Here is a 20607-nt window from a genome sequence, read left to right on the forward strand (position 1 = left end):
ATACATTAAAAAATCTAAATTACAAGATAAAAAATATTTTTTTAGACATATAGTCTAAATTGTTCATAAGGAGAAACTATGAAAGAAAGTAACAAACGATTAAAAACAAAGAGAAATATTGAAAATGCCATGGTTCAATTATTGATGGATCACCCCTTCGATCAAATTACTACAATTAAATTAGCAGAAAAAGCTGGAATTAGTCGTTCTAGCTTCTATACCCATTACAAGGATAAGTATGATATGATTGAACACTATCAAAGTAAGTTATTTCATACATTTGAGTATATCTTCCAAAAACATGCTCATCATAAAAAAGATGCCATTTTAGAAGTATTTGATTATTTAGAGTCTGAACCATTACTAGCTGCTCTTTTATCTGAAAATGGTACCAAAGAAATCCAAAATTTCTTAAGAAATAAGCTTCACATTATGCTTAGCACCGACCTTCAGAAACGCTTTATGAAATTACAACTCACTCCAATAGAATTAGAATACAGCAGTATTTATCTAACAAATGCCCTATTTGGTGTTTGCCAGACTTGGATTGCTCACGGAAAAAAAGAAAGTCCGCAAGAAATGACAGACTTCCTTATGAAAATGTTAGGTGATGTTAACTAAAAAAGAACACCATTGGTGTTCTTTTTTTATCTGACTCCGCCAGTAGGACTCGAACCTACGACATCATGATTAACAGTCATGCGCTACTACCAACTGAGCTATGGCGGATAAAATAGTCCGTACGGGATTCGAACCCGTGTTACCGCCGTGAAAAGGCGGTGTCTTAACCCCTTGACCAACGGACCATCTATCTGTAGCAGATATAACCATTATATCAATTTCTTACTTATTGTCAATCACTTTTTAGATTTTTTCTCTAGAATATCTTTCAATTTACGAACTTTCAAACGGGTAATGGGACAACGATGATCTTCATAAAAGACAACTTCTAAATTTTTTCGATCAATTTCTCTCACATTTCCCACATTGACAAGGAAAGATTTATGGGAGCAATAAAATCGCTGAGTATGTTTGTCCTTCTCCTGAATATCTGTCATAGTTCCATAAAACTCTTTGGCAAAATTCTTACCAATAATTCGCAATTTATGAGAAACACCTGTTGTTTCGATATACAGAATATCATGGTAAGGAATTTTCAAATCATTTCCCTTATAGTTGTAATCAAAATAGTCTACAACATCTTCGTTTTCAAGCAACATGCTTTTGGTATAGAAGATACTCTGCTCGATGCGTTTTTTGAATAATTCATCATTGATATCCTTATCTACAAAATCTAAAGCTGATACCTGATACTTATAAGTTAAAGTAGCGAATTCAGATCGACTGGTAATAAAAACAATAATAGCATAAGGATTGTGATGACGAATAAACTGAGCCACTTCAAATCCTTTTTTCTCAATTCCGTGAATATCGATATCTAGGAAATAAAGCTGGTTTACTTCATCGTTTTCAATATATTCCTTAAACTCACGAACTTTTCCTGTTGTCTTGTAAGAAATAGGAATATTTGATTCCTCCGAGATTTCATTCAATATTCTCTCTAGTCTCACTTGATGTTCAATAACATCTTCTAAAATTAATACTTTCATTCGAATTCCCTCTTAAATCTAATAATTTGTCTAAATGTGTTGTCTTCCATCTCTGTTTCCAAAATAATATTGTCATACTTATCTAAAATCTCTTTGACATTATTAAGCCCTAGACCTCTATTTCTTCCCTTTGTAGAGAAACCTAAGGCAAATAGGTCCTCTGAAGGCGTCATAGTGATTTTACATGAATTCTGGATGACTATAACTGTTTCAAAATCCATTTTAATGACTGCAACTTCCATTTGTTTCAAGTAACTATCCGCAGCACCTTCAACAGCATTGTTTAATAAAATGCTCATGATACGAACAAGATCAAGTAAATCCATTGACAATCTAGTAATGACATCTTTTACTTCCAATGTAAACTCTACATCATTATTTCGTGCATATACAATCGATTGAGCAATTAAACTTCGTAAAGCCGAATCTTCTATGTTATTTAAATCAAAGTAAGTATATTTGTCTGATCTCAATTTCTGATTTGCTTTTACTAGGACTTCATTGTAAACCCTGTTAATTTCTTGTAAATCTCCACTGTCAATCGCCATTTGCATGCTGACAAGCATCCCTGCATAGTCATGACGAAAACCTCGAATTTCATTATACAACTCCACAATTTCATCAGTATAAGTCTGTAAATGTTTTTGTTCAAATTTCTTTTGTTTTAGAGCAATCTCTTTTTCAATTTGAACCTTGTGAGAATTCATTGCAAAGAAAATCAATAACAGACAGATAAAAACAATGGTTGATAAAATACTTCCGAAGCTATTTAAATGATGAGTTGTACTTACTATATCTGAAATAAACAATAAGATATGCAAACCAAAGAAAGCAACTATTACTTTTTTTAAAAAAGGGTACAGATAATCTTTATCAAAATATTTAATATCCAGATGAAAATAACGAATTATTATTAGAATAGAAAAATAAGTCATCAACAATACTACTAAAAGAAATGTACTTTTATAATGTAATACTACTTCATCTCCTGTTATAGAAGATAAGGTTACGGATATAAAAGTATGAGTACTGTGATATAATAAAGATAATAGTAAACTGATAAAAATAGCTTTGTATTTTTCAGACTTCTTTAACTTTCTTAAATAAAGGTACACAACCAAAGGAAATAAAAATTTAGACAAAGCAAAACTATTAGAAAATACTAGTGTAATAATTTCTTCAAGTATAAAAACTGATATACATGTGTAACAGAAAAAAACAATTTGTTCTTTTCTATTTATTTTACAAATCCATTCATAACTTTTGCTAATGATGAGAAAATAAAAAATAGCTATCCCTAATCCAAATAAATCCATTACTCTCTACCTTTATTTCATTACTTTCTTCTTGGAAAAATAAGATTACGAATTGTTTCTGAAATTCTCCAATCTCCACCCCGAATCTCTTGCAATTCTGCCTCTGTTACCTCTTTAAATTGTTCCAACTTTACTGTATTTTTCATAATGAAATCTCCTGTATTATTTTTTTCTTGTAAGTTAACTTACACACCTATTATACAAAATGAAGACCATGTAAGAAAAAATTTTTCCCAACTGTACATTTTTGCACCTGAAATGCACTTTTTTAAGAAAAAAGCTGGGATAAATCCCAGCTTCGCATCTAAAATTGATCCCAGCAGGATTCGAACCTGCGACCGTTCGCTTAGAAGGCGAATGCTCTATCCAGCTGAGCTATGAGACCTAACATGACCATTCTATCAAAAAACAAGAGCTAAGTCAATCTTCTATTTGTGGTAAGGAGAACCCTGTTGAATTGTAAAAGCTCGATAAATTTGTTCAATTAAAACCAATCTCATTAACTGATGTGGTAATGTTAGACGTCCAAAACTGACAGAAAGATTGGCCCTATTTTTTACAATAGGAGCTAGACCTAAACTTCCTCCAATAATAAAAGTAAGAGTTGAGTAACCTTTGATAGAAGCCTGCTCTAGTTGCTTACTAAAATCTTCTGAGGAGAATGTTTTTCCTTCAATTGCTAGTACAACGACAAAGTCTCTTTCTCCAACCTTAGAAAGAATTCTTGCGCCTTCTGTTTCCAAAATTTTTTGATTTTCTAATTCACTGGCTTTGTCAGGTGTCTTCTCATCAGCGAGCTCAATCATTTCTAATTTGGCGAAACGTGAAATTCGTTTGGTATACTCAGCAATACCATCTTTTAAGTATTTCTCTTTCAGTTTTCCTACTGTTACAACTTTTATTTTCATTCTTCTATTCTATCATATCCACACTTCATTTCACATCTTATACACAAAAAAATCATCCAAAAATACTATTAAATTCACAGAATAAGGTGAGTTATCCACAACTTGTGTAAAACTTTTAAGCTTAGATTAAGTTAATAGGTTTATAATCTTGACAAACAATAACAAACGGAGGCGTTTATGAAACACTTACAAAAATTTTACAAAAAAGGAGTTACTTTTCTTGTAATTATTCTAATAGGATTTTTGAGTGGTGCACTAGGAAGTTTTGTAACATTGCAACTTTATCAAAAACAAGGAAATCAAGCTACAAATAATAATTCTGGCACTGTAACTCAAACATCATACAAGAATGAAAACTCAACTACTCAAGCAGTGAATAAAATTAAGGATGCTGTTGTATCAGTCATTACTTACTCTGCTAATAAACAAAGTAGTGTATTTGGAACCGAAGAATCAAATTCTGATACGGATAATCAACAGATTGCAAGTGAAGGATCAGGTGTCATCTATAAAAAGAACGAAAATGATGCTTATATTGTAACAAATACTCACGTTATTAACGGAGCTTCAAAAGTCGATATCCGTTTAGCTGATGGTACAAAAGTCCCTGGTGAAATTATTGGATCGGATACCTTCTCTGATATTGCTGTCGTAAAAATTTCTTCAGAAAAAGTTACAACAGTGGCAGAATTTGGTGATTCAAGCCAACTTAATGTTGGAGAAACAGCGATTGCTATTGGTAGTCCGTTAGGTTCAGAATATGCTAATACAGTTACACAGGGAATCATCTCAAGTCTTAATCGAAATGTTTCTCTAAAATCTGAAGATGGTCAAGCTATTTCAACAAAAGCCATTCAAACAGATACGGCCATTAACCCTGGTAACTCTGGTGGTCCGCTTGTAAATATTCAAGGACAAGTAATTGGTATTACATCAAGTAAGATTGCAAGTAATGGTGGAACATCTGTAGAAGGTCTTGGTTTTGCAATTCCTTCAAACGACGTACAAAATATCATTAAACAGCTTGAAAGTGATGGTAAAGTGACTCGTCCTGCTCTTGGAATCCAAATGATCAATCTGTCTAACGTTGGAGCTAATGATCTTAGAAAACTAAACATTCCAAGTGGCCTCACTTCAGGTGTAGTTGTTCGATCTGTTCAAAGTAATATGCCTGCAAATGGACATCTTCAAAAATACGATGTCATTACTAAAGTTGACGACAAAGAGATTACTTCATCAACAGACTTACAACATGCTCTTTACAACCATGCTATTGGTGACACTATAAAAATAACCTATTACCGTAATGGTAAGGAGGAAACAACCTCTATAAAACTAGATAAGAATTCTGGTGATTTGGAACATTAATTGACATCAGTGTAAAGAAAACTTTACAGAAAGTAAAAGATATGTTAGTGTAGAATCATGGAAAAATTTGAAATGATTTCTATCTATGAAATACAAAAAAATCCTTACCAACCTCGGAAAGAATTTGATGTAGAAAAATTAAAAGAATTGGCTCAGTCAATCAAAGAAAATGGGCTAATCCAACCGATCATCGTTCGTCAATCTCCTGTAATTGGTTATGAAATCCTTGCAGGAGAAAGACGATATCGGGCTTCTCTCTTGGCTGGTCTAACCTCTATTCCAGCCGTTGTAAAGTACCTCTCAGATCAGGACATGATGATCCAGTCAATCATTGAGAATTTGCAGAGAGAAAATTTAAATCCTGTTGAAGAAGCACGCGCCTACGAATCTTTAGTAGAAAAGGGATTTACTCACACTGAGATAGCAGATAAAATGGGGAAATCTCGTCCTTATATCACTAATTTTATTCGTTTGCTTTCATTACCAGAATATATCTTAGATGAAGTAGAAAATGGAAAAATTTCTCAAGCTCATGCCCGTTCACTAGTTGGTTTGGACAAAGAGCAACAAGACTACTTCTTCCAACTAATCAAAAATGAAGACATCTCTGTGAGAAAGTTAGAAGCGCTTCTTACAGAGAAAAAACACAAGAAGCAAAAAAAAAGTGATTCTTTCATCAAAGACGAAGAAGATAAATTAAAACAACTACTCGGTTTAAGTGTAGAAATTAAACTTTCAAAAAAAGATACTGGAAAGATTATTATCTCCTTTTCAAGTCAAGAAGAATACGATAGAATTATTAACAGCCTGAAATAAGGCTGTTCTTTTATTTTCTCAACCCACAAATTTATCCACCAATTTTTTTATCAAAAAGCCTACTAAATCAAGGATTTTTCTATTTATCCCCAACCTGTGGATAAATACTGCTAACATTGTGGATTCTTTTCCCCAACCTGTGGAAAAATCCTACTATATATGGTAAAATAAATCTAGCACTAAACTACTAAAATCATAGTAAAGGAGGAAAAATAGTTGAAAGAAAAGCAATTTTGGAATCGTATTTTAGAATTTGCTCAAGAAAGATTGACTCGATCTATGTATGATTTCTATGCTACACCTGCTGAACTCATCAAAGTAGAAGAAAACACAGCTACTATATTTCTACCGAGATCAGAGATGGAAATGGTGTGGGAAAAGCAATTAAAAGATATTATTGTTGCTGCTGGTTTTGAAATTTATGATTCTGAAATCAAACCTCACTATATTTTCACTAAACCTCAGAGTACAGAATCTCCTCAAGTAAATGATACGAATGGTGTCTCTACTTACGATTACACACCTGCACTACCAACGATTCCCTATTCCGAAACAGGGTTAAAAGAAAAATATACCTTTGATAACTTTATTCAAGGTGATGGGAATGTTTGGGCGGTATCAGCTGCACTAGCTGTATCTGAAGATTTAGCTCTTACCTATAATCCTCTTTTCATCTATGGAGGACCTGGTCTTGGAAAGACTCACTTGCTCAATGCGATTGGAAATGAGATTTTGAAAAATATTCCTGATGCGCGTGTAAAATACATTCCTGCCGAAAGCTTTATCAATGACTTTCTTGAACACCTGAGACTTGGGGAAATGGAAAAGTTCAAAAAGACTTACCGTAGCCTTGATCTCTTATTGATTGATGATATTCAATCTCTCAGTGGCAAAAAAGTCGCGACCCAGGAAGAATTTTTCAATACCTTCAATGCTCTTCATGATAAACAGAAACAGATTGTTCTAACCAGTGATCGTAGTCCTAAACACCTAGAAGGCCTTGAAGAGAGACTTGTCACGCGCTTTAGCTGGGGATTAACACAAAATATCACCCCTCCTGACTTTGAAACACGTATCGCCATTCTTCAAAGTAAAACAGAGCATTTGGATTACCATTTCCAAAGTGATACTCTGGAATACTTGGCTGGCCAATTTGATTCAAATGTTCGAGAACTGGAAGGAGCAATCAATGATATCACTTTAATTGCCAGAGTGAAGAAGATTAAGGATATCACTATTGATATTGCTGCTGAAGCTATCAGAGCACGTAAGCAAGATGCACGCCAGATACTTGTTATTCCAATTGAGAAAATCCAAACTGAAGTTGGTAATTTTTATGGAGTGAGCGTCAAAGAAATGAAGGGGACGAGACGAGTTCAAAACATCGTTTTGGCACGTCAGGTTGCTATGTATCTAGCTAGAGAACTGACAGATAATAGTCTTCCAAAAATCGGAAAAGAATTTGGCGGAAAGGATCACACCACCGTTATTCATGCCCATGCCAAAATTAAATCACTGATTGACGAAGACGATAATTTACGTTTAGAAGTAGAAGCGATCAAAAAGAAAATCAAGTAGCTTGTGGATAACTTTTTATTTTTCATCTTTTTTATCCACATTTTTTAAACAAGCTCAAAAGCTTGAATTTACTAAATAGTTCCCAGTTTTCCACAGAATTCACACACCCTATTATTACTATTAACTTTCTAATACTAAAAATAAATAAAGGAGAATCCATGATTCATTTTTCAATCAATAAAAATTTATTTCTACAAGCCTTAAATACCACAAAACGAGCAATTAGCTCCAAAAATGCTATTCCAATTTTATCAACAATCAAAATTGATGTTACCAATGAAGGAATTACTTTAATTGGATCAAATGGTCAAATCTCCATTGAAAATTTCATTTCTCAAAAGAATGAAGATGCTGGTCTTTTGATTACTTCCTTAGGTTCGATTCTTCTTGAAGCCTCTTTCTTTATTAATGTTGTATCCAGTCTTCCAGATGTAACGCTTGATTTCAAAGAGATTGAACAAAAACAAATTGTCTTAACAAGTGGCAAATCAGAAATTACCCTAAAAGGGAAAGATAGCGAACAATACCCACGAATCCAAGAAATATCAGCAAGCACACCTTTGGTTCTTGAAACCAAACTACTCAAGAAAATTATCAATGAGACAGCTTTTGCTGCAAGTACGCAAGAAAGTCGTCCAATCTTAACGGGTGTCCACTTCGTATTGAGCCAAAATAAAGAACTAAAAACAGTTGCGACAGACTCTCATCGCCTTAGCCAGAAAAAATTGACTCTTGAAAAAAATGGAGATGATTTCGATGTGGTGATCCCTAGTCGCTCTCTACGCGAATTTTCAGCTGTATTTACGGATGATATTGAAACTGTGGAGATTTTCTTTGCCAATAATCAAATCCTCTTTAGAAGTGAAAATATTAGCTTCTATACTCGTCTCCTAGAAGGAAACTATCCTGATACAGATCGTTTGATTCCAACTGACTTTAACACGACAATTACTTTTGATGTTGTCAACTTGCGTCAATCAATGGAACGCGCACGTCTCTTATCAAGTGCGACTCAAAATGGTACTGTGAAGCTTGAAATTAAAGGTGGTGTTGTTAGCGCCCATGTTCACTCTCCTGAAGTTGGTAAAGTAAACGAAGAAATCGATACGGATCAGGTGACTGGTGATGATTTGACTATTAGTTTCAACCCAACTTACTTGATTGATTCCCTCAAGGCTTTAAATAGTGAAAAGGTGACTATTAGCTTTATCTCAGCAGTTCGTCCATTTACTCTTGTGCCAGCAGATACTGACGAAGATTTCATGCAGCTTATCACACCAGTTCGTACAAACTAAGTGAAAGAGGTTGAGCCTAGCTCGCCTCTTTTATGATATAATCAAAAAAGAAAAGGAGAGTAGAATGTATCAAGTTGGAAATTTTGTTGAGATGAAAAAACCACATGCTTGCACAATCAAGTCAACAGGAAAAAAAGCCAATCGTTGGGAAATTACACGTGTTGGGGCAGATATCAAAATCAAATGTAGCAATTGCGACCACCTTGTCATGATGAGTCGCCATGATTTTGAACGAAAAATGAATAAGATTATTGACTAAGAATCCTTAGTTAGAGAGTTAGCAAGTTTTCCCTTTTTGTGTTATAATGTTAGGGATTGAAATGAGAACGGAGAATGAGAAACTATGTCTTTAACAGCAGGTATCGTTGGTTTGCCAAACGTTGGTAAATCAACCCTTTTTAATGCAATTACAAAAGCAGGAGCAGAGGCTGCAAACTATCCATTTGCGACTATTGATCCAAACGTAGGAATGGTAGAAGTTCCGGATGAACGCCTACAAAAACTAACTGAAATGATCACACCTAAAAAGACAGTACCAACAACCTTTGAATTTACAGATATTGCAGGGATTGTAAAAGGAGCTTCAAAAGGAGAAGGGCTAGGGAATAAATTCTTGGCCAATATTCGTGAAGTAGATGCGATTGTTCACGTAGTTCGTGCTTTTGATGATGAAAATGTTATGCGCGAGCAAGGACGTGAGGATGCTTTTGTGGATCCACTTGCAGATATTGATACCATTAACCTGGAGTTGATTCTTGCTGACTTAGAATCAGTCAATAAGCGTTATGCGCGTGTAGAAAAGATGGCACGTACGCAAAAAGATAAGGAATCCGTAGCAGAGTTTAACGTTCTTCAAAAGATTAAACCTGTTCTTGAAGATGGAAAATCAGCACGTACTATTGAATTTACAGATGAAGAACAAAAGGTTGTCAAAGGTCTCTTCCTTTTGACGACTAAACCAGTTCTTTATGTTGCCAATGTGGATGAGGATGTAGTTTCAGATCCAGATTCTATCGACTATGTTAAACAAATTCGAGAATTTGCAGCGACAGAAAATGCAGAGGTAGTAGTTATTTCTGCGCGTGCTGAAGAAGAAATTTCTGAGTTAGACGATGAAGATAAGCAAGAGTTTCTTGAAGCACTTGGCTTGACAGAATCAGGTGTTGATAAGTTGACTCGTGCAGCTTACCACTTGCTTGGACTCGGAACTTACTTTACAGCTGGTGAAAAAGAAGTCCGTGCTTGGACCTTTAAGCGTGGGATGAAGGCTCCTCAAGCAGCTGGTATTATCCACTCAGACTTTGAAAAAGGTTTTATTCGTGCAGTGACCATGTCATATGAGGATTTAGTGAAATACGGATCTGAAAAGGCTGTAAAAGAAGCTGGACGCTTGCGTGAAGAAGGAAAAGAATATATCGTTCAAGATGGCGATATCATGGAATTCCGCTTTAATGTCTAATAACATTTAATAAATAGTGTCAATTAGGTTGGAAAAAAAATTCCAACCCTTTTGGCTTTTGAAAGGAAAATAAATGACTAAATTACTTGTAGGATTGGGAAATCCAGGGGATAAATATTTTGAAACCAAGCACAATGTTGGCTTTATGTTGATTGACCAACTAGCTAAAAAACAAAATGTCACCTTTACACATGACAAGATATTTCAAGCTGACCTAGCATCTTTTTTCTTCAATGGAGAAAAAATTTATCTCGTCAAACCAACAACATTTATGAATGAAAGTGGAAAAGCAGTTCATGCTTTATTGACTTACTATGGTTTGGATATTGAAGATTTACTCGTTATTTACGACGACCTTGACATGGAAGTCGGAAAAATTCGTTTAAGAGCAAAGGGCTCAGCAGGTGGGCATAATGGTATCAAGTCTATTATTCAACATATAGGGACTCAGGTATTTAACCGTGTTAAAATAGGTATTGGAAGACCCAAAAAAGGCATGTCAGTTGTTCACCATGTTTTAAGTAAGTTTGATCAAGATGACTATGTAGGTATTTTACAGTCAATTGACAAGGTTGACGATGCTGTAAATTACTATTTACAAGAGAAAAACTTTGAGAAAACGATGCAGAGGTATAATGGATAAATGGTGACTTTATTAGATTTATTCTCAGAAAATGACCAGATAAAAAAATGGCATCAAAATCTGATAGATAAGAAAAGACAACTAATACTTGGTTTATCAACGTCTACCAAAGCTCTTGTAATTGCAAGCAGTCTAGAAAAAGAAAATAAGATTGTGTTACTGACATCAACTTATGGAGAAGCAGAACGAATTATCAGTGATCTTCTTTCTATCTTAGGAGAGGAATTTGTCTATCCATTTTTGGTAGACGACTCTCCTATGGTAGAGTTTTTGATGTCTTCACAAGAAAAAATCATTTCGAGAGTTGAAGCCTTGCGTTTTTTGAGTGATCCGTCTAAGAAAGGGATTTTAGTTTGTAATATCGCAGCAAGTCGATTGATTTTACCTTCTCCAACTGAATTTAAAGAAAGTATTATAAGGATTGCAGTTGGTGAAGAATATGACCAACATGACCTTCTTCACAAATTAAAGGAAATCGGTTATCGAAAAGTTACTCAAGTACAGACCCAAGGTGAGTTTAGTATTCGAGGAGATATTTTAGATATTTTTGAGATGTCTCAGTTAGAACCTTTCCGAATTGAGTTTTTTGGTGATGAAGTTGATGGCATTCGTACTTTTGAAGTCGAGACACAATTATCGAAGGAAAATCAAACAGAACTAACCATCTTTCCAGCTAGTGATATACTTTTAAAAGAAAGTGACTATTTACGAGGTCAGTCAGCTTTAGAAAAGCAAATTTCGAAGATCTTATCACCAATTTTAAAATCATATTTGGAAGAGATTTTGTCAAGTTTTCATCAAAAACAAGTACATTCAGATAGTCGAAAGTTTTTGTCCTTATGTTATGATAAAACATGGACTGTATTTGATTATATTGAAAAAGACACGCCAGTATTCTTTGATGACTATCAAAAATTGATGAATCAGTATGAAGCCTTTGAAAGAGAATTAGCGCAATACTTTACAGAAGATTTACAGAATGGTAAATCATTTTCTGGGATGCAGTATTTTGCAGATACAGAGCAAACCTATAAAAAACAAAGTCCAGTTACCTTTTTCTCCAATCTGCAAAAGGGCTTAGGAAATCTTAAGTTTGATCACATTTATCAATTTAATCAATACCCCATGCAAGAGTTTTTCAATCAATTTTCTTTTCTTAAAGAAGAAATTGAGCGATATAAAAAAATGAACTACACCATTATTCTGCAGTCTAGCAATTCAATGGGAAGTAAAACATTGGAGGATTTTTTAGAGGAATATCAGATTAAATTGGATTCTAAAGATAAGTCAAATATCTGTAAAGAATCTGTAAACTTAATTGAGGGTAATCTAAGACATGGTTTTCATTTTGTAGATGAAAAAATTCTCTTGATTACTGAACATGAGATTTTTCAAAAGAAATTAAAACGTCGTTTTAGAAGACAACATGCTTCGAACGCAGAGCGATTAAAAGATTATAATGAGCTTGAAAAAGGGGACTACGTTGTTCACCATATCCATGGAATTGGTCAATATCTAGGTATTGAAACAATTGAAATTAAAGGGATTCACCGAGATTATGTCAGTGTTCAATATCAAAATGGGGATCAAATCTCCATCCCAGTTGAGCAGATTCAGTTACTGTCCAAATATGTTTCAAGTGATGGTAAAGCGCCAAAACTTAATAAATTAAATGATGGTCATTTCAAAAAGGCCAAGCAAAAAGTTAAGAATCAAGTAGAGGACATAGCTGACGATTTAATCAAACTCTATTCTGAACGTAGTCAGTTGAAGGGTTTTGCTTTCTCAGCTGATGATGATGAGCAACATGCTTTTGATGATGCTTTCCCTTATGTTGAAACGGATGATCAACTTCGTAGTATTGAGGAAATTAAGAGAGATATGCAGGATTCTCACCCCATGGATCGACTTTTGGTTGGAGATGTTGGTTTTGGGAAGACTGAAGTAGCAATGCGTGCAGCCTTTAAGGCGGTCAATGATCATAAACAAGTTGTCGTTCTAGTTCCGACGACGGTTTTAGCGCAACAACACTATACAAATTTTAAAGAGAGATTCCAAAATTTTGCAGTTAATATTGATGTGTTGAGTCGCTTTAGAAGTAAAAAAGAGCAAGCAGAGACACTTGAAAAATTAAAGAATGGTCAAGTCGATATTTTGATTGGAACGCATCGTGTTCTGTCAAAAGATGTTGTGTTTTCAGATTTAGGCTTGATGATTATTGATGAAGAGCAACGATTTGGTGTCAAGCATAAGGAAACATTGAAAGAACTGAAGAAACAAGTGGATGTTCTAACCTTAACAGCAACTCCAATACCTCGTACTCTTCATATGTCTATGTTGGGAATCCGAGATTTGTCTGTTATTGAAACACCTCCGACCAATCGTTATCCAGTGCAAACCTATGTTTTGGAAAAGAATGATAGTGTGATTCGTGATGCTGTCTTGCGTGAAATGGAGCGTGGAGGTCAGGTTTACTATCTTTACAACAAAGTTGACACAATTGACCAGAAGGTTTCAGAATTACAGGAGTTGATTCCAGAAGCTTCGATTGGGTTTGTTCATGGACAAATGAGTGAAATTCAGTTAGAAAATACTCTATTGGACTTTATTGATGGACAATATGATATTTTGGTGACAACTACCATAATTGAAACAGGCGTGGACATTCCAAACGCCAATACCTTATTTATCGAAAATGCAGACCATATGGGTTTGTCAACCTTATATCAGTTAAGAGGAAGAGTTGGTCGTAGTAATCGCATTGCTTATGCTTATCTTATGTATCGCCCAGAAAAATCAATCAGTGAAGTCTCTGAGAAGAGATTAGAAGCAATCAAAGGGTTTACAGAATTGGGATCAGGATTTAAGATTGCTATGCGAGATCTTTCGATTCGTGGAGCAGGAAATCTCCTAGGAAAATCCCAATCAGGCTTCATTGATTCTGTTGGTTTTGAATTGTATTCGCAGTTACTAGAGGAAGCTATCACTAAACGGAATGGTAATGGGAATAAAAGAATCAAAGGAAATTCTGAGTTGATTTTACAAATTGATGCTTATCTTCCTGATACTTATATTTCTGACCAACGACATAAGATTGAAATTTACAAGAAAATTCGTCAAATTGACAATCGTGTCAACTATGAAGAACTACAAGAAGAGTTGATGGATCGCTTTGGAGAATACCCAGATGTAGTAGCATACCTTTTAGAAATTGGTTTGGTTAAGTCATATTTGGACAAGGTATTTGTAGAACGTGTGGAAAGAAAAGAAAATAAGATTACAGTTCAATTTGAAAAAGTCACTCAACGACTATTCTTGGCTCAAGATTATTTTAAAGCCTTATCCGCAACGAACTTAAAATCAGCCATAGCTGAGAATAAGGGATTAATGGAAGTTGTATTCGATGTCCGAAACAAGAAGGATTATGAAATTTTAGAAGGTTTGCTGATTTTTGGAGAAAGCTTATTAGAGATAAAAGAATCAAAGGAAACAAATCTCAGTTAACATTTTTCTTCTATAAAAAGGATAAAAATGGTACAATAATAATTTGAGGTAATAAAAATGAGATTAGACAAGTATTTAAAAGTATCACGAATTATTAAGCGCCGCACAGTCGCAAAAGAAGTAGCAGATAAAGGTAGAATCAAGGTAAATGGAATTTTGGCCAAAAGTTCAACGGATTTGAAAGTTGATGACCAAGTTGAAATTCGCTTTGGAAATAAATTGTTGCTTGTTAAAGTACTAGAGATGAAAGATAGTACAAAAAAAGAAGATGCAGCAGGCATGTATGAAATTATCAGTGAAACACGGGTAGAAGAAAATGTCTAAAAATATTGTACAGATGAATAATTCTTTTATTCAAAATGAACACCAACGTCGTCGTTACTTGATGAAGGAGAGACAAAAGAGGAATCGCTTTATGGGTTGGGTTCTGATTTTGATGATTTTATTGTTTATTTTACCGACCTATAATCTGGCCCAAAGCTATAATCAGTTACTGCAACGTCGTCAGCAATTGACAGAGTTGAAAGAGCAGTATCAAACTCTCAGTGATGAAAAGGACAAGGAATCCGCTTTTGCTGCAAAGTTGAAAGATGAAGACTATGTAGCAAAGTATGCACGCGCCAAGTACTATTACTCAAAGAAACGAGAAGCAATTTACACAATTCCTGATTTGCTTCCGAGGTAATGTCATGGAAAATTTATTGGAAGTTGTTGAACAATTTTTAAGTTTATCAGATGAAAAATTAGAGGAATTGGCAGCTAAAAACCATTTATTACGATTACAAGAAGAAAGGGAAGAGAAGAATGCGTAAGTTCTTAGTAGTTTTATTGCTACCTGCTTTTATCATAACCTCAAGAGTAGTTAGCACAGAAAAACAGCTTCCTTACTCTTCGCAAGAAATTTATTATCTAACCGAGTCTGATTATGGATTCTACTATAAAGAAACTCTGGAATCCCCAATGGTATATGGAGAAACAGCTGTCTATGCTAATGAGGAACTTGTCAAGGAGTCTGGTAAATTGACTCCTGAAACCACCTTTAAAATAGTAGAATGGCGTTTGAATAGACAAGGTGTTCCTGTTTTTAAATTAGATAATCACCAGTTTATCCTTGCAGATAAGCGCTTGGTCTATGATCAAAGTCAAGTTCAAACTCAAAATAGGCAAGTATGGTTGGAGCCAGGGTTTGTTATCTACAACAGCCCCTATGATGCGAAAGAAATTTCTTCCTCTTTCTCTCCCTATCAACGCGTAACAGTGGATAGAACCCTTTTTGCTGAGGGACAAGAATTTCTTCATATTGATCAAGTTGGTTGGGTATCAAAAGATTTCGTCTCAGAAGAGGACAATCGTATCCAGAAGGTTCAAGAAATCTTATCAAACAACTATCAGAATGAAAATTATTCTATTTATGTTAAACAACTGAGCACGGGTAAAGAGGCTGGGGTGAATGAAGACAGCAAACTCTATGCAGCTAGCATCTTGAAACTAGCCTACCTTTATTATGCTCAAGATAAGATAAATCAAGGGGAATATACGCTAGACAGTAGCTTCAAGTATATCCCAGAAGTAAATAGTTTCCCTGGGTCCTATAAACCAGAAGGTAGTGGTAGCTTACCTAAAAAAGAAGATAACAAAGAATACAGTCTTCAACAGTTGATTACCAAGGTAACAAAAGAGTCTGACAATGTTGCTCATAATATTTTAGGTTATTATGTGACCAATCAATCTGACGGGGCTTTCAAAGAAAAAATGTCCACCATTATGGGTGAAGATTGGGATGTGAATGATAAATTGACTTCTTCGAAAATGGCTGGAAAGGTCATGGAAGCTATTTATAAACAGAATGGTTTTGTCATAGAGTCTCTAGGTAAGACCGATTTTGACAACCAACGAATCGCAAAAGGTGTTTCGGTTAAGGTAGCTCATAAAATTGGAGATGCCGACGAGTTTAAACACGACACTGCCATTGTCTATACTGATTCTCCTTTCGTTCTTTCCATTTTCACCAAAAATTCTGATTATGACACCATTGCTAAGATAGCCAAGGATGTCTATGAGGTTCTAAAATGAGGGAACGGGATTTTTTAAATCATTTTCTCCGAAAAGAGTATTTCAAAAAACATTCTAAAGTCTTATTGGCTCTGTCTGGTGGACTGGATTCGATGTCTTTATACCATCTATTGTCTACTTACCAAAAAGAGTTGGAAATTGAGTTGATTTTAGCACATGTCAATCACAAGCAGAGAAGTGAGTCTGACTGGGAGGAAAATGAACTAAGGAAGTTAGCTGATGCAGCTGAAATTCCTATTTATATCACAAGTTTTTCAGGAGATTTTTCAGAAGCGCGTGCTCGAGAGTTTCGTTATGATTTTTTTAGGAAAATCATGAAAGAGGTTGGAGCAACTGCCTTGGTCACTGCCCACCATGCAGATGATCAGATTGAAACGATTTTGATGCGCTTTATTCGAGGAAGTCGGCTACGTCATTTAATAGGAATAAAAGAAAGCCAAGTAGTTGATGATATTGAAATCATCCGTCCCTTATTGCCTTTTCATAAAAAGGATTTTTCACCAATTTTTCATTTCGAAGATCAAACAAATCGTGAGAACAGCTATTTTCGCAATCGGATTCGAAATAGGTATTTACCAGAACTTGAAAAAGAAAATCCTCGTCTTAAATCCGCCCTTTTAGATTTAGGAAGGGAGATTTCAGATTACCAAGCAACAATAACGGAGCTTTCTAAACAAATTGATGTGGAAGATTTGAATGAGCTATTTTCATACTCTCAACAAACTCAAGGAATCTTGCTCCAGAATTATCTTAATCAATTTCCAGACTTAAATCTGACAAAGGCTCAGTTTGCCGAAGTTCGACAGATTTTAGCAACGAAAAGCCAGTATCGTCACTCTCTTAAAAATGGTTACGAACTGATAAAAGAGTATCAGAATTTTCGAGTTTGTAAAATCAGTCCTCAGGCCGATGAAAAGGAAGATGAACTTGTGTTACACTATCAAAATCAAGTTCGATATATGGGTTATCTATTTTCCTTTGGTATTCCTGTTGAAGGAGATTCTGTTCAAAAAGTAACGGTTTCACGGGAAACTTCAATACGAATTAGAGGTCGAAAACCTGGCGATGTTATTAGGCTGAATGGTCATCGAAAGAAACTGAGACGCTTATTTATAGATTTGAAAATCCCTATTGAAAAACGGGAAACAACTCCTATTATTGAGCAATTTGGAGAAATTGTCTCAATTTTAGGAATTGCGACCAGTGATTTGAGTAAAAACTCGAAAAATGATATAATGAACACTGTACTTTATATAGAAAAAATAGATAGGTAAAAAGATGTTAGAACACGATATAAAAAAAATTCTCGTTTCACATGATGAAATTACAGAAGCAGCTAAAAAGCTAGGTGCACAATTAACAAAAGAATATGAGGGGAAAAATCCAATTCTTATTGGAATTCTAAAAGGATCGATTCCTTTTATGGCTGAATTGGTCAAACATATTGATACGCATATTGAGATGGACTTCATGATGGTATCTAGTTACCATGGTGGAACAGCAAGTAGTGGTGTCATCAATATCAAGCAAGACGTGACTCAAGATATCAAAGGAAGACATGTTTTATTTGTAGAGGATATCATCGATACAGGTCAAACTTTGAAAAATTTGCGAGATATGTTTATTGCAAGAGAAGCAGCTTCTGTTAAAATCGCGACTTTGTTGGACAAACCAGAGGGACGTGTTGTTGAAATTGAAGCGGATTATACTTGTTTTACTATTCCAAATGAGTTTGTGGTAGGTTATGGTCTGGATTATAAGGAAAATTATCGTAACCTTCCTTATGTCGGAGTATTGAAAGAAGAAGTTTATTCAAATTAGAAAGATCTATCTTTAATGAAAAAACAAAATAATGGTTTAGTTAGAAATCCATTTCTATACTTGTTAATTATCTTCTTCCTTGTAACAGGATTCCAGTATTTTTACTCTGGAAATACTGCAGGAAGAAGCGAAAAAATTAACTATACAGAATTGGTAAAAGAAATTACAGCAGACAATGTAAAAGAATTAACCTATCAGCCAAATGGTAGCATCATTGAAGTGTCTGGTGTTTATAAAAATCCTAAGACTAGTAAAGAAGAAACAGGAATTCAATTTTTCACTCCTGCTGCCACAACAGTAGAAAGATTCTCAAGTACCATTCTTCCGTCGGATTCAACAGTTGCAGAATTGCAAAAACTTGCTTCTGAACATCAGGCTGAGGTGACGGTTAAACATGAGAGTTCAAGTGGTATGTGGATCAATATCCTTGTGTCTGTTGTTCCATTTGCTATTCTTTTCTTCTTCCTATTCTCTATGATGGGAAATATGGGAGGAAATAATAGTAGAAATCCAATGAGTTTTGGACGTAGCAAGGCTAAAGCTGCTAATAAAGAAGATATCAAGGTACGTTTCTCAGATGTTGCAGGTGCTGAGGAAGAAAAACAAGAATTAGTCGAAGTTGTTGAATTCCTAAAAGACCCAAAACGATTTACAAAACTTGGTGCGCGTATTCCTGCGGGTGTTCTTTTGGAAGGACCTCCGGGAACAGGTAAGACCTTACTTGCTAAGGCAGTTGCTGGAGAAGCAGGGGTTCCGTTCTTTAGTATATCAGGATCTGACTTTGTAGAAATGTTTGTCGGAGTTGGTGCAAGTCGTGTTCGTTCTCTTTTTGAGGATGCAAAAAAAGCAGCGCCAGCTATCATCTTTATCGATGAAATTGATGCTGTTGGTCGCCAACGTGGTGTCGGCCTTGGTGGAGGAAATGATGAACGTGAGCAAACTTTGAACCAACTCCTGATTGAGATGGATGGTTTTGAGGGAAATGAAGGAATCATCGTTATCGCTGCAACTAACCGTTCAGATGTTCTAGATCCAGCTCTTCTCCGCCCAGGACGTTTCGATAGAAAAGTCTTGGTTGGTCGCCCTGATGTTAAAGGTCGTGAAGCAATCTTGAAAGTTCACGCTAAAAATAAACCTCTGGCAGACGATGTTGATTTGAAACTAGTTGCCCAACAAACCCCAGGCTTTGTGGGAGCTGACTTAGAAAATGTTCTAAACGAGGCAGCCTTGGTTGCAGCCCGTCGCAACAAATCAATTATTGATGCTTCAGATATTGATGAGGCAGAGGACAGAGTGATTGCTGGACCATCTAAGAAGGATAAAACAGTATCACAAAGGGAACGTGAATTGGTTGCCTACCACGAGGCTGGACATACCATTGTTGGTTTAGTCTTGTCAAATGCCCGTGTTGTTCATAAAGTTACCATTGTACCACGTGGACGTGCAGGCGGATACATGATTGCACTTCCTAAAGAAGATCAAATGCTCCTGTCTAAAGAAGATATGAAAGAGCAATTGGCAGGTTTGATGGGTGGTCGTGTAGCTGAAGAAATTATCTTTAATGTTCAAACTACAGGAGCCTCAAATGACTTTGAACAAGCTACTCAGATGGCGCGTGCAATGGTCACTGAATATGGTATGAGTGAAAAACTAGGACCAGTTCAATACGAAGGAAATCATGCTATGTTTGGTGTACAAAGTCCTCAAAAATCAATTTCAGAACAAACAGCCTATGAGATTGATGAAGAAGTACGTTTATTATTAAATGAGGCACGAAATAAAGCAGCTGAAATTATTCAATCAAATCGTGAAACCCACAAGTTGATTGCAGAAGCATTGTTGAAATACGAAACATTGGATAGTACACAGATTAAATCTCTTTACGAGACAGGAAAAATGCCTGAGACAGTAGAAGAGGAGTCTCATGCACTATCTTATGATGAAGTAAAATCAAAAATGAGTGAAGAAAAATAAATTTAGAGAGGTTCGACCTCTCTTTTTATGTTCTAATGTGATGGCTACCGAGCAGATGCCCTGATAGTCGATCCTCCTCGGACGGGTTTAGACGACAAATTATTAGATACAATCCTAACCTATGTTCCAGAAAAAATGGTTTATGTATCTTGTAATGTTTCGACATTGGCGCGAGATTTAGTTAAACTGGTAAAAGTCTATGATCTCCAGTATATCCAGTCGGTCGATATGTTTCCCCACAC

At 35.3% G+C, this 20607-nt stretch carries 20 protein-coding genes, 3 tRNA genes and 1 pseudogene; 17 read left to right on the forward strand and 7 right to left on the reverse strand.

Annotation, left to right across the window (positions count from 1 at the left end; translation table 11 throughout):
- Window positions 1–78 precede the first annotated feature (78 nt).
- Window positions 79–621, forward strand: coding sequence for a TetR/AcrR family transcriptional regulator (locus M1F56_RS09200; RefSeq protein ID WP_247917514.1), 543 nt, complete (start codon window positions 79–81; stop codon window positions 619–621).
- A 34-nt stretch (window positions 622–655) separates the two neighbouring features.
- On the opposite strand, the gene M1F56_RS09205 is transcribed toward M1F56_RS09200, so the two are convergent.
- The 7 genes from M1F56_RS09205 to rlmH form a co-directional block, all read right to left on the reverse strand.
- Window positions 656–729, reverse strand: a tRNA-Asn gene (locus tag M1F56_RS09205).
- A gap of 5 nt (window positions 730–734) precedes the next feature.
- Window positions 735–806 (reverse strand) — tRNA-Glu (locus M1F56_RS09210).
- 51 nt (window positions 807–857) lie between these two features.
- The gene (comE, locus tag M1F56_RS09215) at window positions 858–1610 is read right to left on the reverse strand and encodes a competence system response regulator transcription factor ComE (protein ID WP_000866079.1); all 753 of its coding nucleotides are present in this window, start codon (window positions 1608–1610) and stop codon (window positions 858–860) included.
- The gene (gene comD / locus M1F56_RS09220) at window positions 1607–2926 is read right to left on the reverse strand and encodes a GHKL domain-containing protein (protein ID WP_247917515.1); all 1320 of its coding nucleotides are present in this window, start codon (window positions 2924–2926) and stop codon (window positions 1607–1609) included. Before comD ends, comE begins: the two co-directional genes overlap by 4 nt.
- Window positions 2927–2946: 20 nt before the next feature.
- Window positions 2947–3072, reverse strand: a complete 126-nt coding sequence (comC, locus tag M1F56_RS09225; protein ID WP_000799678.1) for a competence-stimulating peptide ComC — start codon at window positions 3070–3072, stop codon at window positions 2947–2949.
- Between the two features lie 165 nt (window positions 3073–3237).
- A tRNA-Arg gene (locus tag M1F56_RS09230) sits at window positions 3238–3311 on the reverse strand.
- Window positions 3312–3354: 43 nt separating this feature from the next.
- The gene (gene rlmH, locus M1F56_RS09235) at window positions 3355–3834 is read right to left on the reverse strand and encodes a 23S rRNA (pseudouridine(1915)-N(3))-methyltransferase RlmH (protein ID WP_247917516.1); all 480 of its coding nucleotides are present in this window, start codon (window positions 3832–3834) and stop codon (window positions 3355–3357) included.
- Between the two features lie 177 nt (window positions 3835–4011).
- Between rlmH and M1F56_RS09240 the strand changes: the two genes are divergently transcribed.
- From M1F56_RS09240 to M1F56_RS09310, 16 genes and pseudogenes are all read left to right on the forward strand, one after another.
- Window positions 4012–5202 carry a S1C family serine protease gene (locus M1F56_RS09240; protein WP_000681810.1) on the forward strand — a complete coding sequence of 397 codons (1191 nt, stop codon included), beginning with the start codon at window positions 4012–4014 and terminating at the stop codon, window positions 5200–5202.
- Between the two features lie 57 nt (window positions 5203–5259).
- Window positions 5260–6018 carry a ParB/RepB/Spo0J family partition protein gene (locus tag M1F56_RS09245; RefSeq protein WP_247917517.1) on the forward strand — a complete coding sequence of 253 codons (759 nt, stop codon included), beginning with the start codon at window positions 5260–5262 and terminating at the stop codon, window positions 6016–6018.
- Window positions 6019–6234: 216 nt separating this feature from the next.
- A complete protein-coding gene (gene dnaA, locus M1F56_RS09250) occupies window positions 6235–7596 on the forward strand; it encodes a chromosomal replication initiator protein DnaA (protein ID WP_247917518.1) in 1362 nt (453 codons plus the stop codon).
- Between the two features lie 158 nt (window positions 7597–7754).
- Window positions 7755–8891 carry a DNA polymerase III subunit beta gene (dnaN, locus tag M1F56_RS09255; protein WP_169446880.1) on the forward strand — a complete coding sequence of 379 codons (1137 nt, stop codon included), beginning with the start codon at window positions 7755–7757 and terminating at the stop codon, window positions 8889–8891.
- A 64-nt stretch (window positions 8892–8955) separates the two neighbouring features.
- Window positions 8956–9150 (forward strand): DUF951 domain-containing protein, encoded by a 195-nt coding sequence (locus tag M1F56_RS09260; protein WP_000285183.1) that lies wholly within the window; start codon window positions 8956–8958, stop codon window positions 9148–9150.
- 84 nt (window positions 9151–9234) lie between these two features.
- Window positions 9235–10350 (forward strand): redox-regulated ATPase YchF, encoded by a 1116-nt coding sequence (ychF, locus tag M1F56_RS09265; RefSeq protein ID WP_223328757.1) that lies wholly within the window; start codon window positions 9235–9237, stop codon window positions 10348–10350.
- Between the two features lie 73 nt (window positions 10351–10423).
- A complete protein-coding gene (pth, locus tag M1F56_RS09270; RefSeq protein WP_000163921.1) occupies window positions 10424–10993 on the forward strand; it encodes an aminoacyl-tRNA hydrolase in 570 nt (189 codons plus the stop codon).
- Complete coding sequence (gene mfd, locus M1F56_RS09275; RefSeq protein WP_247917519.1) at window positions 10994–14497, forward strand: transcription-repair coupling factor; 3504 nt, start codon at window positions 10994–10996, stop codon at window positions 14495–14497.
- A 57-nt stretch (window positions 14498–14554) separates the two neighbouring features.
- Window positions 14555–14821, forward strand: coding sequence for an RNA-binding S4 domain-containing protein (locus M1F56_RS09280; RefSeq protein WP_001234973.1), 267 nt, complete (start codon window positions 14555–14557; stop codon window positions 14819–14821).
- A complete protein-coding gene (locus M1F56_RS09285) occupies window positions 14814–15182 on the forward strand; it encodes a septum formation initiator family protein (protein WP_000041924.1) in 369 nt (122 codons plus the stop codon). Before M1F56_RS09280 ends, M1F56_RS09285 begins: the two co-directional genes overlap by 8 nt.
- 4 nt (window positions 15183–15186) lie before the next feature.
- A complete protein-coding gene (locus tag M1F56_RS09730) occupies window positions 15187–15309 on the forward strand; it encodes an SP_0009 family protein (protein WP_000429343.1) in 123 nt (40 codons plus the stop codon).
- Window positions 15302–16570, forward strand: a complete 1269-nt coding sequence (locus M1F56_RS09290) for a serine hydrolase (RefSeq protein WP_247917520.1) — start codon at window positions 15302–15304, stop codon at window positions 16568–16570. The genes M1F56_RS09730 and M1F56_RS09290 overlap by 8 nt, the downstream gene beginning before the upstream one ends.
- Entirely contained in the window at window positions 16567–17844 is a 1278-nt protein-coding gene (tilS, locus tag M1F56_RS09295) for a tRNA lysidine(34) synthetase TilS (protein ID WP_247917521.1), read from the forward strand. Before M1F56_RS09290 ends, tilS begins: the two co-directional genes overlap by 4 nt.
- A 4-nt stretch (window positions 17845–17848) precedes the next feature.
- Window positions 17849–18391 carry a hypoxanthine phosphoribosyltransferase gene (gene hpt / locus M1F56_RS09300; RefSeq protein WP_000889402.1) on the forward strand — a complete coding sequence of 181 codons (543 nt, stop codon included), beginning with the start codon at window positions 17849–17851 and terminating at the stop codon, window positions 18389–18391.
- Between the two features lie 15 nt (window positions 18392–18406).
- Entirely contained in the window at window positions 18407–20365 is a 1959-nt protein-coding gene (gene ftsH, locus M1F56_RS09305; protein WP_247917522.1) for an ATP-dependent zinc metalloprotease FtsH, read from the forward strand.
- A gap of 39 nt (window positions 20366–20404) precedes the next feature.
- Window positions 20405–20607 (forward strand): annotated as a pseudogene (locus M1F56_RS09310) (23S rRNA (uracil(1939)-C(5))-methyltransferase RlmD); the annotation flags it as partial.

The organism is Streptococcus oralis, assembly GCF_023109005.1.
GTDB classification, from domain to species: Bacteria; Bacillota; Bacilli; order Lactobacillales; family Streptococcaceae; genus Streptococcus; species Streptococcus oralis_BU.

Coding starts and splice junctions, on each gene's coding strand:
- comE (WP_000866079.1), bottom strand. CDS start 1,610: ATGAAAGTATTAATTTTAGAAGATGTTATTGAACATCAAGTGAGACTA.
- tilS (WP_247917521.1), top strand. CDS start 16,567: ATGAGGGAACGGGATTTTTTAAATCATTTTCTCCGAAAAGAGTATTTC.
- M1F56_RS09280 (WP_001234973.1), top strand. CDS start 14,555: ATGAGATTAGACAAGTATTTAAAAGTATCACGAATTATTAAGCGCCGC.
- mfd (WP_247917519.1), top strand. CDS start 10,994: ATGGTGACTTTATTAGATTTATTCTCAGAAAATGACCAGATAAAAAAA.
- comC (WP_000799678.1), bottom strand. CDS start 3,072: ATGAAAAATACAGTAAAGTTGGAACAATTTAAAGAGGTAACAGAGGCA.
- M1F56_RS09285 (WP_000041924.1), top strand. CDS start 14,814: ATGTCTAAAAATATTGTACAGATGAATAATTCTTTTATTCAAAATGAA.
- M1F56_RS09290 (WP_247917520.1), top strand. CDS start 15,302: ATGCGTAAGTTCTTAGTAGTTTTATTGCTACCTGCTTTTATCATAACC.
- ftsH (WP_247917522.1), top strand. CDS start 18,407: ATGAAAAAACAAAATAATGGTTTAGTTAGAAATCCATTTCTATACTTG.
- M1F56_RS09730 (WP_000429343.1), top strand. CDS start 15,187: ATGGAAAATTTATTGGAAGTTGTTGAACAATTTTTAAGTTTATCAGAT.
- pth (WP_000163921.1), top strand. CDS start 10,424: ATGACTAAATTACTTGTAGGATTGGGAAATCCAGGGGATAAATATTTT.
- M1F56_RS09260 (WP_000285183.1), top strand. CDS start 8,956: ATGTATCAAGTTGGAAATTTTGTTGAGATGAAAAAACCACATGCTTGC.
- M1F56_RS09240 (WP_000681810.1), top strand. CDS start 4,012: ATGAAACACTTACAAAAATTTTACAAAAAAGGAGTTACTTTTCTTGTA.
- dnaN (WP_169446880.1), top strand. CDS start 7,755: ATGATTCATTTTTCAATCAATAAAAATTTATTTCTACAAGCCTTAAAT.
- M1F56_RS09245 (WP_247917517.1), top strand. CDS start 5,260: ATGGAAAAATTTGAAATGATTTCTATCTATGAAATACAAAAAAATCCT.
- rlmH (WP_247917516.1), bottom strand. CDS start 3,834: ATGAAAATAAAAGTTGTAACAGTAGGAAAACTGAAAGAGAAATACTTA.
- hpt (WP_000889402.1), top strand. CDS start 17,849: ATGTTAGAACACGATATAAAAAAAATTCTCGTTTCACATGATGAAATT.
- ychF (WP_223328757.1), top strand. CDS start 9,235: ATGTCTTTAACAGCAGGTATCGTTGGTTTGCCAAACGTTGGTAAATCA.
- M1F56_RS09200 (WP_247917514.1), top strand. CDS start 79: ATGAAAGAAAGTAACAAACGATTAAAAACAAAGAGAAATATTGAAAAT.
- comD (WP_247917515.1), bottom strand. CDS start 2,926: ATGGATTTATTTGGATTAGGGATAGCTATTTTTTATTTTCTCATCATT.